Source organism: Acinetobacter sp. YH01008, from assembly GCF_013420435.1.
Lineage (GTDB): Bacteria > Pseudomonadota > Gammaproteobacteria > Pseudomonadales > Moraxellaceae > Acinetobacter > Acinetobacter pseudolwoffii.
This window is the reverse complement of sequence record NZ_VOYD01000014.1, coordinates 19,706-34,178: the sequence shown is the minus strand read 5'-3', so window position 1 is coordinate 34,178 and position 14,473 is coordinate 19,706. Positions and strand designations below refer to the sequence as shown.

Genomic DNA, 14,473 nt, shown 5'->3' with positions numbered 1-14,473 from the left:
TTATTTATCCACCGTTTTTATCTTTTGAGGTTTTCCTCGATCATAATCTCGCGGTGACATGCTCCATGGTACGGGGCATCACTCCTTAAGGATTTCTTATGCCAATTATCACTTTGCCAAATGGCGATCAAAAACAGTTTGATCAAGCCGTATCTGTGATGGACGTTGCACTCAGCATTGGTCCTGGTCTTGCAAAAAATACCGTTGCTGGTCGTGTAAATGACCGTTTAGTGGATGCGTCTGATCTCATCACTGAAGATGCAACCTTACAAATTATTACGCCTAAAGACGAAGCCGGTGTCGAAATTATTCGTCACTCTTGCGCGCATTTGGTGGGTCATGCGGTTAAGCAACTGTTCCCAGAAGCAAAGATGGTCATTGGTCCGGTCATTGAAGAAGGTTTCTACTATGACATCTGGATGCCACGTCCATTCACATTAGACGACATGGCAGCCATCGAAGAGCGTATGAAAAAGCTCATCGATCAAGACTATGATGTTGTGAAAAAAATGACCCCGCGTGACGAAGTGATTGCAGAATTTACAGCGCGTGGCGAAGAATACAAATTACGCTTGATCAACGACATGCCTGAAGAAACACAAATGGGCTTGTACTACCATCAAGATTACTTGGATATGTGCCGTGGTCCGCACGTTCCAAATACCAAATTCTTAAAATCGTTCAAGCTGACTAAAATCTCTGGTGCTTACTGGCGCGGTGATGCTAAGAATGAACAGTTACAACGTATTTACGGTACAGCATGGGCAGACAAGAAACAGCTTGCAGCTTATGTAAAACGTATTGAAGAAGCAGAAAAACGCGATCACCGTAAAATTGGTAAAGCGCTTGATTTGTTCCATATGCAAGAAGAAGCACCGGGTATGGTGTTCTGGCATCCGAACGGCTGGACCATTTACCAGGTACTTGAACAATACATGCGTAAAGTTCAGCAAGACAACGGCTATGAAGAAATCCGTACCCCGCAAGTGGTTGATTTCACGCTGTGGGAAAAATCAGGACATGCTGCCAACTATGCAGACAACATGTTCACCACGCATTCTGAAAACCGTAACTACGCGGTTAAACCAATGAACTGTCCTTGTCACGTACAAGTGTTCAACCAGGGTTTAAAATCATACCGTGATCTTCCGGTACGTCTGGCAGAATTTGGTTCATGTCACCGTAACGAGCCATCAGGTTCTTTACACGGCATTATGCGTGTACGTGGCTTTACCCAAGATGATGCGCATATCTTCTGTACCAAAGAACAGATTGGGCCTGAAGTTGCAGACTTTATCAAATTGACACTCGACGTATACAAAGATTTTGGCTTCGAAGAAGTACAAATGAAATTATCAACACGTCCTGAAAAACGTGTCGGTGATGACAAACTTTGGGATATGGCTGAAAAATCTTTAGCAGATGCTTTAGATGCTGCGGGTCTTGAATGGGAGCTTCAGCCGGGCGAGGGTGCATTCTATGGTCCAAAGATTGAATTCTCTCTGAAAGACTGTCTGGGGCGTGTCTGGCAGTGTGGTACCATTCAGTGTGACTTTAACTTGCCAGAACGTTTAGATGCGTCTTATGTCACAGAAGATAACGACCGCGATCAGCCAGTAATGTTACATCGTGCAATTCTTGGCAGTTTTGAACGTTTTATTGGTATACTGATTGAACACTACGCAGGTTTCATGCCACCTTGGTTGGCGCCGATGCAAGCGTGTGTGATGAATATTACCGATTCTCAGGCAGAAGCATGTGAGTCAGTTGTCGCAAAACTTAAAGAAAACGGTATTCGTGCAATTTCTGACTTGAGAAATGAGAAAATCGGCTTTAAGATTCGTGAACGTACTTTAGAGCGTATTCCTTACTTACTGGTACTTGGGGACCGGGAAGTTGAAGAAGGTACAGTAAACGTCCGTACCCGCTCAGGAAAAAATTTGGGTACTATGTCAATCGATGCTTTCGTTGACCTAGTAAAAGCAGCCGTTGCCGAACGCGGCCGGTACATTGTGGAGTAACAGCGATTAAACAGCCTGACCGTAATCAACAGGGCGGTAACAAATCAAACCGTCCTGCCTTGAATGATGAAATTCGTGCGAAAGAAGTCCGTCTTGTAGACGAAAATGGTGAGCAAAAAGGGATTGTAAGCTTAGCTGAAGCCCTGCGCGCAGCAGAAAGTGTGGAACTTGATCTTGTCGAGATCGTAGCCAATGCTGAGCCACCAGTATGTAAGATCATGGACTTCAACAAGCATTTGTTTGATCTTAAGCAAAAGCAGAAAGAAGCGAAGAAAAAACAACATCAAGTCCAGGTGAAAGAAATCAAGCTACGCCCGGGTACTGATGTTGGTGATTACAACGTAAAACTACGTGCAATCATCAAGTTCCTTGAAGAAGGTAACAAGGTGAAAATCACCCTTCGTTTCCGTGGCCGTGAAATGGCGCACCAACAGTTGGGTCTGGCTCAATTGCAAAAAATTGAAGCTGACGTGGCTGAATTCGGTACTGTTGAACAGATGCCGAAAATGGAAGGCCGTCAAATGGGTATGCTGCTTGGTCCTAAAAAGAAAAAGTAAGCAATCATGAAGCGAAAAAAGCCCTGCAGATGCAGGGCTTTTTTTATGCCCTAAAATTCCAGGCAGTTTGTATGGCCTGCATAATCTGTTGAGCCTGTTGCCGGGAAAACATTGACAATTGAATCCGGAAAAATCCGAGACAGATTTGATTGATCAGATCAGGCTGGCATAATCTAAAATCTAGCGTGCCATCGCGTTGACTGATGAGATGCGCTGGAGTTCTACTCAGCCAGCGCTTGAGATGGGCTTTGAGAGAATCGTATCGCGGATTCAGAAAGCTATAGTGTACCGAGTGTCGTTTTAAGCAGAGGCTGATCCGGAAACCGGCCAAAGTATAATAAATTGCCTGAGACGTTATTTTTAGTTTGGTTCCCAGCATGAGCAGCGAAAGACCAAGAAAGCCGCCGATATAAACATAAAAGCCAGGCGACTCCTGCCATAAAAATAACAATCCTTGCAGAAAGCTGGAATTGCTACGCAGACTGCTTAAATAAAAAATGCTGAATATGCCAACCGGATAACAGAGTAGTAAATATCCGATAGCGCGCATGATCGGACTACTCTGATGAAACAGGATTTTTTCTGACGCGTTCATAGCTTATTTTTATGATCATAAAGCGTATTATTTTAATGAGCTTAGAGAATCTGGAGTTAAAAAGAAAGGCCCTTTTGGGCCCTTCTTTTAAGTCAAATCCGGCTTATTCAACTGATTTTTCATCATTTTCAATCAGCAGTTTATTGCCAATCGGAATTTGGCGCGGCAATTTCTCTTCTGGAATGATACGTTGCAAGTCAATGATCAATAGACCATTTTCATAATCTGCCTGTTGTACTTCAATATATTCATCCAGACGCAAAGACAATTTAAATGTACGTCGTGCAATGCCTTTGTGCAAGAATTCGGTATGGTCATTGCTCTGGTTTTCAGGCTTACCTAAAATGGTCAGTAACTTATTTTCCAGACGAATGTCGAGTTCTTCCTGACGGAAACCCGCAGTTGCGACCACAATCCGATAATTATTTTCGCCATGCTTTTCGATATTATACGGGGGATAATTCGGCGCATCACTTTGCATGGCATAGTCAATAAAGTCATTCAAGCGATCAAAACCGATACTACGACGAAACAGAGGATGAAGATTTAAGTTGCTCATGATTAGAACCTTCTCGATTAAGCAAAGTTATAAAAACAAGAAAATAAGATCTGTCATGTCAGACATCGACAGTACATAAGATTGACGCAATCCTTATGCACAAATAAATATGTGTCTGCTGTAAAAATTTTCAAGATAAAAAATAAAAAAATACATGAATTTTTATTAAGACAATGATATTTATATAAAAATATTTTTGAAATACAGGCTTGTTGTTTCTGGCTGAATCCTCTATGTTGAATGCATCATGGCATAGATAAAGTGCAGGGAGTATTAAAAAAATGATCGATTTATATTATTGGGGCACCCCCAACGGCCATAAAATTAGCATTGCTTTGGAAGAAATGGGGCTGAAGTATCAAATTTTTCCGATTAATATTCTGGAAAATGACCAGTTCCAGTCTGACTTTCTGGCTATTTCTCCTAACAATAAAATTCCGGCGATTGTCGATCAGGAAGGGCCAGATGGCCAGCCGATTTCAATCTTTGAATCGGGTGCGATTTTGCAGTATTTAGGTCGTAAAACCGGCATGTTCTATCCGACAGATGAAATCAAACGTATTCAGGTAGAACAATGGCTGATGTGGCAAATGGGTGGACTAGGCCCGATGCTTGGGCAAAATCATCACTTTAGCCGTTTTGCGCCTGAGCGTATCGCCTATGCCACCGAGCGTTATGTCAATGAAAGCAAACGTCTGTATGGCGTGCTAAACAAGCAGCTGGTCGGGCAGGATTATGTGGCTGGTGAATACTCGATTGCCGATATGGCGATATTCCCGTGGTTGTTGCGACACGACTGGCAGCAGATTAACCTGGCAGATTATCCTGAAGTGGCTAAATATATCGATCGCTTGAATGCACGTCCTGCAGTTCAGAAAGCGCTCGCCATACAGGTCAGTTAAGCTGCAGCCTTTATGCTAAAATAGCCTTAAACAAATAAAGCCACCCTTAAGGTGGTTTTTTTATTGGATGGATATATGAACGATTTTCTTCTGAATTTTACCAAGATTGTTGAAAGCAATACCCGAATTTACTGGAGTATTCTCTTCGGTATTGCTGCATGTTTAGTACTTTATATTGCTGAAATTGTACATATCGATCAGGTAATTGCTGCTCTCAATACCAAAGATCAGCAGATTTTGCGTGCAGCGATTGAACCCATTACCCAGCAGTATAAATGGGGACGGATCATGGCAATGGTGGCAGCAGTACTGTGGTCCAGCTGGGAATATAGCAAAGCCAAGAAAAAACTGCGTTTAAGCCATTAATACTGGCATGAGCCTGTTTCTGCTCTTTCTATCAGCCTTCGGTGCAGCGACATTACTGCCTTTACAGTCTGAAGCTGTGCTGCTTGGTCTTTTGGTACAGGCAAGCCATAGTGTGGCACTGTTAATTGCGGTGGCCAGTCTGGGGAATATTCTGGGTTCCTGTGTCAACTGGTATCTGGGGCTCAAAATCGAGCATTATAAAAATAAAAAATGGTTTCCGGTGTCAGAAGACAAGATGCTCAAGGCACAAGTGATATATCAGAAATATGGCTATTGGTCTTTGCTGCTGAGCTGGGTGCCTATTATTGGAGATCCCATTACTTTAATTGCAGGATTACTGAAAGAAAACTTTGCCCGATTTTTGCTCATTGTTAGCCTGGCGAAAATTGGACGTTATCTGTTTATTTATGCGGCTTTTGCCCTGTTCTAAACCTGAAGCGATTTTTCTGATTCCGTTTTGCGCACTATTTTTAAAGTGAAATCATAAAACCATCCTGTTTAAATTCGCTTATTGGATGAAGATGCTTTTGTTTTAAACAAAGATGCTTTAGAATACTCGCTCCCTTACCTGCAGGTCGTTTTGTAATGGTGCAAACGAGCCGAACAGGTGTTCAAAAGAGGTTGTTATGCCTAAGATGAAAACTCGCCGTGGTGCAGCTAAACGCTTTAAAGCGACTGCTAACGGTTTTAAGCGTAAACAAGCGTTCAAACGCCACATTTTGACCAAAAAATCTGCTAAGCGTATTCGTCAATTGCGCGGCTGTGTAATGGTTCACGTAAGTGACGTTGCTTCAGTTCGTCGTATGTGCCCGTACATCTAAGGAGATTATAAATGGCTCGTGTAAAACGTGGTGTACAGGCTCATCGCCGTCACAAAAAAATTCTTGCTCGCGCTAAAGGTTACTATGGTGCTCGTTCACGCGTTTACCGCGTAGCGTTCCAGGCGGTAATCAAAGCTGGTCAATATGCATACCGTGACCGTCGTCAGAAGAAACGTCAATTCCGCGCTTTGTGGATTGCACGTATCAATGCTGGTGCACGTCAAAACGGTTTGTCATACAGCCGCATGATTTCTGGCTTGAAAAAAGCTCAAGTAATCATTGACCGTCGCGTTCTTGCTGACATCGCTATGCATGACGCAGTTGCGTTTGCTGCGATTGCTCAAAAAGCAAAAGATGCGTTGGCTGCATAAGTCTTTATGACTTGAAAAAAGACCGCCATTTGGCGGTCTTTTTTTGCCTGAAAAATGGGAAATAGCTAATGCGCGATTTTCGTGAAATATGGTCGCCCATCGATCAGACTAAAAAAAGTTAAGTTTGCGAATAACGACATCGATACTATTTCAGAAAAATGGGCTGAAACTAATACTGTAATCTGCTTGAATTTAACCTTTTATTCCCATCTTTACTGATCAATAAAAAGAGCATTATCTCGAGCGCTGAGTAAAAAATAATTGCGATTAAATTCAAATAATCGAAAAAATATCAAACCCTGGTTGAGTCGAGATTCAATTGTTTGATGGATGATCAAAACTCATCGCGAAAACCGACAGCATTATTTCAAGCTCATCTCTGCTGTCGAATATCGACATATCCACTGGATTCGGCTAAGTTTTATCCAAGAAGTTAATATTTTCTTGCTGAAATCTTAAAGACCAAAATAGTAGCCAATCAGACAGATAATCACGGTAATCACAATCAAGGTCAGTACATTTGCAGAATTAGATTTGCCCGGATTTTGAGGTTTTTCCGCTTTAGATATTTTGGGCGAACGGTGTTCGGTACTCATACCCACAAATGGGTCAGGCGCAACTTTTGGGGTGAGCTGTGCAGTTTTATAGTGGTTGGCAACTTTGCTGATGAATTTGGCACTTAAATCATCAATTTTTTGTGAAAAGTGGCGTAAATTGAGCTGCTGATCTGAGCTCAGGACTTCACCATCTGACGTATAGGGATGTTGAATTTTAGTTTGAATAAACTCATTTAAGGCATCTAGCCGGTATAAAGTCTGATGCGCATAATCAGCTGAATAGTCGGTCGGAATCAAGGCCAAATGACTTTCTGTATCTGCCTGAATTGCCGGTATCGTGCCGTAGTATGGAAGATTGGTATACGCCGGTTCTATAAAATCTTGAGCTAGGCTGCTTTCAAATAACTCATAATTGGTATAAGCCTGGATATCGTCCCAGTTCGGTGCTTCCAGATCTGTGTCAATACGCTTGGCCAGTTTGGGATTCAGCTCATAACACCAGAATGTTTCATGACGTAAAGGGAACTGCTGCGATTTAGGCGCTTCGTAATCATTGTCCGCGCTATACCATTCCGGCAATTCTTTGCCAATAATCCAGGCAGTTTTGGCTTTGGCACCATGGCTGACGATAAAATGCGCCAGAGGTAGCAGCTCGACATTGGCATTCGGATTTTTTTCATCAACCAGTAAATCCGAGCGATGCAAGCTCAGTCGGCGAACCCCTTGTTTTTTCAGTCCTTCCAGCCAAATCTGAAAATGCTGGGCCAATAGGTGCTGTGACATCAGATCCCGGAAGGCAAACTGATGCTGATTAAAAATGGAATGTTGAATCCAACGATTGAAACTCAGGTCCTGAGTCAGATACTCATTGCCATAAGTGACCAAGGTCAGCTGCTGTTTCCAAATTTGATCGAGTGCCATAGTGATTTGATCTGATTGATATTGTGTTTATCTTATACTTTTTATATTTAATCATGCCAATCTAATTTTCCTTAAAACGTATCTTCATCAAAGTGTCTAAAAACTGTTAGAATGTGGGGTTTTAAAATATTTTTTAACCTGTTGCTTTGAGAGTTACTATGTCACTGGAAGCCCTGACCACTGAAGCGCTCGCTGCGATTGCAGCAGCAGAAGACCTTGCTGCACTTGATCAAGTACGAGTGCAATTTACGGGGAAAAAAAGCCAGCTCGCGGAACAATCTAAGTCGCTTGGTAAAATGGATCCTGAACAACGTAAAGTCTTCGGTGCACAAATCCATGCTGTGCGTGAAGCCATTACCGCTGCATTAACATCACGTCAAGCTGAACTGCATAAAGCGGCGTTAGAACAAAAATTGGCAAGCGAAACCATTGATATTACCTTGCCCGGTCGTGGTCAACAGGTGGGCAGTATCCACCCTGTGACCCAGGTACAAGAGCGTATTTGTCAGTTCTTTACCAAAGCCGGTTTTACGGTAGCGACTGGTCCTGAAGTTGAAGATGACTATCATAACTTTGAAGCGCTGAATATTCCGGGGCATCACCCGGCGCGTGCCATGCATGACACCTTTTACTTCGATGTAAATCATTTGCTACGTACGCATACGTCTGGTGTACAGATCCGTACGATGGAAACACAACAGCCACCGATCCAGATCGTGTGTCCGGGCCGTGTCTATCGTTGTGACTCGGATCAAACCCATTCGCCAATGTTCCATCAGATCGAAGGTTTGTATGTGGCTGAAAATACCAGCTTCGCGGAACTGAAAGGTTTGTTGATTAACCTGCTGAATGAATTCTTCGAAAAAGATTTGAAAGTACGCTTCCGTCCATCTTATTTCCCGTTCACTGAGCCGAGTGCTGAAGTGGATATCATGGATGAACGCGGTCGCTGGTTAGAAGTTTTGGGCTGCGGTATGGTGCATCCAAATGTGCTACAAGCTGCCGGCATTGACCCTGAGAAATACAAAGGTTTTGCTTTCGGACTGGGCGTAGAACGTTTTGCGATGTTGCGCTACGGTGTGAACGACTTACGTATGTTCTTCCAGAATGATGTGCGTTTCTTACGCCAGTTTGCTTAAAACTTTTTATTTAATCCTCTCCTAACCTCTCCTTTAAGAAAGGAGAGGGACTCCACGAAATAAATGGGGTTCTCCCCCTTAGAAAAGGGGGAGTCAGAGGGGGATTCTAGAGATTTGAATTACAGGTTTTATATCAATGAAAATTAGCGAAAATTGGCTACGCACATGGGTCAACCCAGCCATCGATAGCGACAAACTTTCTGATCAATTGACCATGTTAGGTCTTGAAGTCGATGAACTTGCACCTGCAGCAAAAGCATTTACAGGCGTAGTGGTTGGTGAAGTTCTGACAGTAGAACAGCATCCGGATGCAGACCGTTTACGTGTGACCACTGTGAATATCGGTACAGCTGAGCCATTACAAATCGTCTGTGGCGCGCCAAACGTACGTGCAGGCATGAAAGCGCCTGTAGCAACCATTGGTGCGGTATTGCCGGGTGATTTCAAAATCAAGAAAGGCAAGCTACGTGGTATTGAGTCTCAAGGGATGCTGTGCGGTGCTTCTGAGATTGATCTCGAAGATAAAATTGACGGTCTGTTAGAGCTACCAGACGACGCAGCTGTGGGTGTCAACATTCGTGAATATCTGGATCTTGATGACAATGTGATTGACATCAGTATCACGCCGAACCGTGGTGACTGTTTCAGCATTCGCGGGATCGCACGTGAAATTGGTGTGATTAACCAATTGCCAGTGACTGCGCCTGAAATTAAAGAAGTGACTGCAACCATTGCTGATGAAAAGCAGGTTGTAGTCAGCACTGAAGGCTGTCCACGTTACTTAGGTCGTGTGATCAAAAACGTCAATACCAAGGCAGCGACTCCTGTATGGATGGAACGCGCATTAGCACGTTCAGGTATTCGTCAGCATAGTATTCTGGTCGATATTACCAACTATGTCTTGATGGAGCTGGGTCAACCGCTACATGCATTTGATGCTGCTAAAGTGCAAGGTGCAGTCCATGTACGTCAAGCCACTGCGGACGAAAAACTTGTGCTTTTAAACGAGCAAGAAGTTGAGCTTTCTGACAACGTGATGGTGATTGCGGATGACGAAAAAGCATTGGCGATTGCCGGTATTATGGGTGGCCTATCTTCAGCAGTCAGCGATGCAACCACTGAAATTTTCCTGGAATCTGCTTTCTTCGCACCATTACATATTGCCGGTCGTGCCCGTAGCTTTGGTTTACATACGGATGCCTCACAACGTTATGAACGTGGTGTGGACTTTGAATTGCCATTAATTGCAATGCACCGTGCATCTCAGCTTATTTCTGAGCTGGCTGGTGGTGAATTCGGACCAATCACCGTGGCGGAAAAAGCTGAACTTTTGCCAAAACGTGATGCGATTGAATTAAACCAAGCTCAAGTCGATCAGTTATTAGGTTATAAAGTTGAAAGCGACTTTATTACTGATGCATTGACACGCCTTGGTTGCACGGTGACGGTAAAAGCAGAAGGCGAATGGTCTGTAGTTCCGCCATCACATCGTTATGATATGGCGATTTATCAGGACTTGATTGAAGAAGTTGCACGTATTCACGGCTATGACAACATTCAAATCAGTCTGCCTGTGATTGATGTGAAGTTGGCAAAATACCAGGATCAGTTTGAACTGGGTCAATTACGTCAAACGGCGGTGACTTTAGGCTATCAAGAGGCGATCAGTTTTAGCTTCGCTGACTTGAAGCTTGAAAAGCAACTTAATTCCGGTGTGAATCCATTAGCATTAGCAAATCCAATTTCAAGTGATTTGGCTGTCATGCGTTCTACCTTGTTGTCTAGTCTGATCCCTTGTGTTCAGTACAATGTTAACCGTCAGCAAAGCCGTGTACGCTTCTTTGAACTGGGTTTACGTTTTGACTATCAGGAAGCCAGCAGCATTCATGATTTAAAACAGATTCCAACCTTTGCGCTGATTGCAACCGGTTCACGTCATGTTGAATCTTGGCATGCTAAACCTGCTGCAATGGACTTCTTTGACTTTAAAGGTGATGTAGAAGAAATTCTGGCTGCCGGCCGTGTCAAAGTGGAATATGTACGTTCAGAGCGTAGCTGGTTACACCCAGGTCAATCCGCAGAAATTCTCGTGAATGGTCAATCAATTGGTTACCTAGGGCGTCTACATCCTTCTCTGGAAGACGAGCTTGATCTGGCAACGACTTGGGTGGCAGAATTGGATCAAACGGCTGTTTTGCAAACTTATGTATCTAATTTTACAGAATTATCACGTTTTCCATCGGTTCGACGTGATATTGCGCTTTTAATTAGTGATAAGATTAATGTTAGCGAAATTCAGGGACTTATCGAAAAAACAGGTGGGGAGCTTTTAGACTCGACGTGGTTATTCGATGTGTACACTGGACAAGGAGTAGAAGAAGGGAAACGCTCACTGGCATTTGCACTTCTCTGGCAGCATCCAAGCCGTACACTGGAAGATGCTGAAATTAAATCAGGTATGGATAATATCCTTCAAGTGTTAGAAAACACTTACCAAGCGACATTGAGGGCTTCATGACAGCACTAACTAAAGCAGAAATGGCTGATCATTTAAGTGAGCTCACGAGTTTAAACCGTCGTGAAGCAAAACAAATGGTTGAGTTGTTTTTCGATGAGATTAGCCAAGCGCTGATCTCAGGCGAACAAGTAAAACTTTCGGGTTTTGGTAACTTCGAGTTGCGTGATAAGCGTCAACGTCCAGGCCGTAATCCTAAAACGGGTGAAGAAATTCCGATTTCTGCACGCCGTGTGGTGACCTTCCGTGCGGGACAGAAGTTCCGTCAACGTGTGGGAAATGAGCAGATCAGCTGATCTGCTTTTTTAAATTCTGTTATTTTTCTAAATTTCAGTTTTTAAAATAAAAAAAAGAGAGCCCAAGGCTCTCTTTTTTTGTACTGAATAATCTAAAAGATTATTGAGCAGCAGCTTCAGAAGCAGCAGTAGCGTCAGCAGCAGCGTCAACAGCAACAGCAGCAGCAGCGTCAGCTTCAGCAACAGCAGCGTCAGCTTCAGCAACAGTTTCAGAAGTAGCTTCTACAGCAGCAGCGTCAGCAGCAGCTTCAGCTTCAGAAGCAGCTTCTACAGCTTCAGATGCAGCTTGGTTAGCGTCAGCAGCAGCGTCGTCAGCTTTTTTAGCACAACCAACGAAAGCTAGAGTAGTAGCAACTGCAGCAGCAATAGCGATTTTTTTGAATAACATGGCATCACTCTCTAAAAATTGAGATTAAAAAAAACCTAAGTTAGTCTGTTAAGTGCTTTTATTGTTCCTAATTGTGTTAGGGACTAACAACGCAGGAGCAGTCTAACTGGTCTGCAAATATGCTATCACTGCGCCTTTTTAATTGCTACTAGCAAGACTCAAAAAAGTACTGAAAAATGCTAAAAAATCATAAGTTTTTAACAGAAAATAACAATGGAATGAAACATTTAGATTGGAGAAAGGCTTGTTAAGTTTTTAAAAGTTATACAATTTTTAATTTGATTATTTTATTAATCAAAAACTTAAAAATAAGTTTACATAAATGAGGCTCGATTGTTTCATTGTGTAATTTATGTCAACCTAAAAAAAGGCCACCGCTTAGGTGACCTTTCATTTGAAATTTTAATTCGAGGCTTTGCGTTTCATCTGATCAAAGAAGTCATCATTGGTCTTGGTTTCTTTCATACGATCCAGTAAGAACTCCATCGCTGCCAATTCATCTTGAGTATGCAGCAGCTTACGCAGAATCCAGACTTTGCGCAGATTGTCTTCTGACATCAGGCGTTCTTCACGGCGAGTACCAGATTTCTTGATATTCATCGCAGGGAAGACACGTTTTTCAGCAATACGGCGATCCAGAGTAATTTCCTGGTTGCCTGTACCTTTGAATTCTTCGTAGATCACTTCATCCATCTTGCTGCCTGTTTCAATCAGAGCAGTAGAGATAATGGTGAGTGAACCACCTTCTTCAATATTACGTGCAGCACCGAAGAAACGTTTAGGACGTTCTAATGCATGCGCATCTACACCACCGGTCAAAACCTTGCCTGATGAAGGAATCACCGTGTTATACGCACGTGCCAGACGGGTAATCGAATCCAGTAGAATCACCACATCTTTTTTGTGCTCAACCAGACGTTTGGCTTTTTCAATCACCATTTCAGCGACTTGAACATGACGTGCAGGTGATTCATCAAAGGTCGACGCAACCACTTCACCGCGAACGGTACGTTCCATTTCGGTGACTTCTTCTGGACGTTCATCAATGAGAAGCACAATCAGAATAGCTTCTGGGTTATTACGAACAATCGATTGCGCAATACTTTGCAGCAACATGGTTTTACCGGCTTTTGGCGGTGCCACAATGATTGAACGTTGACCTTTACCAATCGGTGCCACCAAGTCGATCACACGTGTGGTTAAATCTTCAGTGGTACCATTACCGAGTTCCATCACCAGCTGTTCAGTCGGGAACAATGGGGTCAAGTTTTCGAATAAGATTTTATTACGTGAATTTTCAGGGGTGTCGTAGTTAATCTGATTAACTTTAAGTAAGGCAAAATAACGTTCGCCTTCTTTTGGTGGACGAATAGTGCCAGTAATGGTGTCGCCAGTACGTAGGTTAAAACGACGAATTTGAGAAGGACTGACATAGATATCGTCAGGGCCTGCTAAATAAGAACCTGCGGCTGAGCGTAAAAAGCCAAAACCATCTGACAAAATTTCTAGAACGCCATCACCAAAAATCTCTTCGCCATTCATTGCATGACGTTTTAAGATGGCAAAAATAATGTCTTGCTTACGGTTACGAGCCATACCTTCAAGGCCCATAAACTCGGCAATCTTGATGAGTTCGCCAATCGGTTTTTTCTTGAGTTCGGTTAAATTCATAGGTGGTCAGATAGAATCAAAGTTCTGAGGTACAGGTTAGAAAGGGAGTAACATTCGGCCGCATACAAGCATTCAAACGAAAGCAATTGAATTTGCAAAAGAACAATTCAGAGATCTGTTTGAGTGTTTCAAAGAAAAATGTGAAAAACAATTTCTATTGCCGAGCGGCATCTTATGTAATGTGTCTTGTAAGAAATTGGCAGGATTTAAGATCCTTTATCTCTTGAGTAGCAAATATAAGAGAAAATGTCGGCTTTGTCAATTTATAGCCGAAAAAAATACGCGATTGTCAGTCGCGTATTTTTTACTGAAAATGCTGGGCTTAGATATTGTCATCAATAAACGCAGTCAGTTTAGATTTTGGCGCAGCACCCACTTGAGTTGCAACAACTTCACCATTTTTGAACATCAACAAAGCCGGGATATTACGGATGTTGAAATTTACGGCAGTTTGTTCGCAAGAAGTTACGTCAACTTTCACGATTTTAACTTTGCCCTGGTATTCATCAGCAAGCACTTCTAGTACGGGTGCAATTGCTTTACATGGTGCACACCAGCCCGCCCAGAAGTCGACCAGTACAGGTACGTCTGATTGAAGAACGTCTGCTTCGAAGTTTGCGTCAGTAGTGTTTACGATGTTGCCAGACATGGAATGTGCTCCAGATTAATATTTTAAAGATAACTAATTATTAGTATTACATAGCCATCTTTAACAATGTAGGGGAATCTGTAAATTTTCAATGCTTAATGTTATTTTGTCTAATGGATGATCACGATAGTGATGATCGTGTCTC

General features: G+C 42.8%; 16 protein-coding genes. 10 read left to right on the top strand and 6 right to left on the bottom strand.

Annotated elements, in window-relative coordinates:
• The first annotated feature begins 98 nt into the window (after positions 1–98).
• Positions 99–2,021, top strand: coding sequence for a threonine--tRNA ligase (gene thrS / locus FTT75_RS09480; protein ID WP_005095787.1), 1,923 nt, complete (start codon positions 99–101; stop codon positions 2,019–2,021).
• 59 nt (positions 2,022–2,080) lie between these two features.
• On the top strand, positions 2,081–2,578 hold the full coding sequence (gene infC, locus FTT75_RS09475; RefSeq protein WP_004647518.1) for a translation initiation factor IF-3: 498 nt from the start codon (positions 2,081–2,083) through the stop codon (positions 2,576–2,578).
• Between the two features lie 43 nt (positions 2,579–2,621).
• Here infC and FTT75_RS09470 read toward each other — a convergent pair whose 3' ends face one another.
• Both FTT75_RS09470 and FTT75_RS09465 read right to left on the bottom strand, forming a co-directional pair.
• Complete coding sequence (locus FTT75_RS09470) at positions 2,622–3,173, bottom strand: hypothetical protein (protein WP_074384065.1); 552 nt, start codon at positions 3,171–3,173, stop codon at positions 2,622–2,624.
• 103 nt (positions 3,174–3,276) lie between these two features.
• Complete coding sequence (locus tag FTT75_RS09465) at positions 3,277–3,732, bottom strand: Hsp20 family protein (protein WP_005095791.1); 456 nt, start codon at positions 3,730–3,732, stop codon at positions 3,277–3,279.
• 281 nt (positions 3,733–4,013) lie between these two features.
• On the opposite strand from FTT75_RS09465, the gene FTT75_RS09460 reads away from it, so the two are divergent.
• The 5 genes from FTT75_RS09460 to rplT all read left to right on the top strand — a co-directional run bounded on the left by FTT75_RS09460 (position 4,014) and on the right by rplT (position 6,192).
• Positions 4,014–4,634: a glutathione binding-like protein gene (locus FTT75_RS09460; RefSeq protein ID WP_005095793.1), complete on the top strand. Its 621-nt coding sequence runs from the start codon at positions 4,014–4,016 to the stop codon at positions 4,632–4,634.
• A 75-nt stretch (positions 4,635–4,709) separates the two neighbouring features.
• Positions 4,710–5,000: a hypothetical protein gene (locus tag FTT75_RS09455; RefSeq protein WP_005095794.1), complete on the top strand. Its 291-nt coding sequence runs from the start codon at positions 4,710–4,712 to the stop codon at positions 4,998–5,000.
• Positions 5,001–5,007: 7 nt separating this feature from the next.
• Positions 5,008–5,430: a YqaA family protein gene (locus FTT75_RS09450; protein WP_180040494.1), complete on the top strand. Its 423-nt coding sequence runs from the start codon at positions 5,008–5,010 to the stop codon at positions 5,428–5,430.
• A 196-nt stretch (positions 5,431–5,626) separates the two neighbouring features.
• Positions 5,627–5,821 carry a 50S ribosomal protein L35 gene (rpmI, locus tag FTT75_RS09445; protein ID WP_004278281.1) on the top strand — a complete coding sequence of 65 codons (195 nt, stop codon included), beginning with the start codon at positions 5,627–5,629 and terminating at the stop codon, positions 5,819–5,821.
• 11 nt (positions 5,822–5,832) lie between these two features.
• Entirely contained in the window at positions 5,833–6,192 is a 360-nt protein-coding gene (gene rplT, locus FTT75_RS09440) for a 50S ribosomal protein L20 (RefSeq protein WP_005095799.1), read from the top strand.
• A gap of 455 nt (positions 6,193–6,647) precedes the next feature.
• On the opposite strand, the gene FTT75_RS09435 is transcribed toward rplT, so the two are convergent.
• A complete protein-coding gene (locus tag FTT75_RS09435) occupies positions 6,648–7,670 on the bottom strand; it encodes a hypothetical protein (RefSeq protein WP_180186310.1) in 1,023 nt (340 codons plus the stop codon).
• Between the two features lie 158 nt (positions 7,671–7,828).
• On the opposite strand from FTT75_RS09435, the gene pheS reads away from it, so the two are divergent.
• The 3 genes from pheS (at position 7,829) to FTT75_RS09420 (ending at position 11,620) form a co-directional block, all read left to right on the top strand.
• On the top strand, positions 7,829–8,809 hold the full coding sequence (gene pheS / locus FTT75_RS09430) for a phenylalanine--tRNA ligase subunit alpha (RefSeq protein WP_005095803.1): 981 nt from the start codon (positions 7,829–7,831) through the stop codon (positions 8,807–8,809).
• Between the two features lie 136 nt (positions 8,810–8,945).
• Positions 8,946–11,327, top strand: a complete 2,382-nt coding sequence (gene pheT / locus FTT75_RS09425) for a phenylalanine--tRNA ligase subunit beta (protein WP_180186309.1) — start codon at positions 8,946–8,948, stop codon at positions 11,325–11,327.
• Positions 11,324–11,620, top strand: coding sequence for an integration host factor subunit alpha (locus FTT75_RS09420; RefSeq protein WP_180051037.1), 297 nt, complete (start codon positions 11,324–11,326; stop codon positions 11,618–11,620). The genes pheT and FTT75_RS09420 overlap by 4 nt, the downstream gene beginning before the upstream one ends.
• Positions 11,621–11,720: 100 nt before the next feature.
• Here the strand turns inward: FTT75_RS09420 and FTT75_RS09415 are convergent, their stop codons facing one another.
• The 3 genes from FTT75_RS09415 to trxA all read right to left on the bottom strand — a co-directional run bounded on the left by FTT75_RS09415 (position 11,721) and on the right by trxA (position 14,328).
• On the bottom strand, positions 11,721–12,008 hold the full coding sequence (locus tag FTT75_RS09415) for a hypothetical protein (RefSeq protein WP_180186308.1): 288 nt from the start codon (positions 12,006–12,008) through the stop codon (positions 11,721–11,723).
• A gap of 402 nt (positions 12,009–12,410) precedes the next feature.
• On the bottom strand, positions 12,411–13,679 hold the full coding sequence (gene rho, locus FTT75_RS09410) for a transcription termination factor Rho (protein ID WP_005095808.1): 1,269 nt from the start codon (positions 13,677–13,679) through the stop codon (positions 12,411–12,413).
• Positions 13,680–14,001: 322 nt separating this feature from the next.
• A complete protein-coding gene (gene trxA / locus FTT75_RS09405; protein ID WP_004278266.1) occupies positions 14,002–14,328 on the bottom strand; it encodes a thioredoxin in 327 nt (108 codons plus the stop codon).
• Positions 14,329–14,473 lie beyond the last annotated feature (145 nt).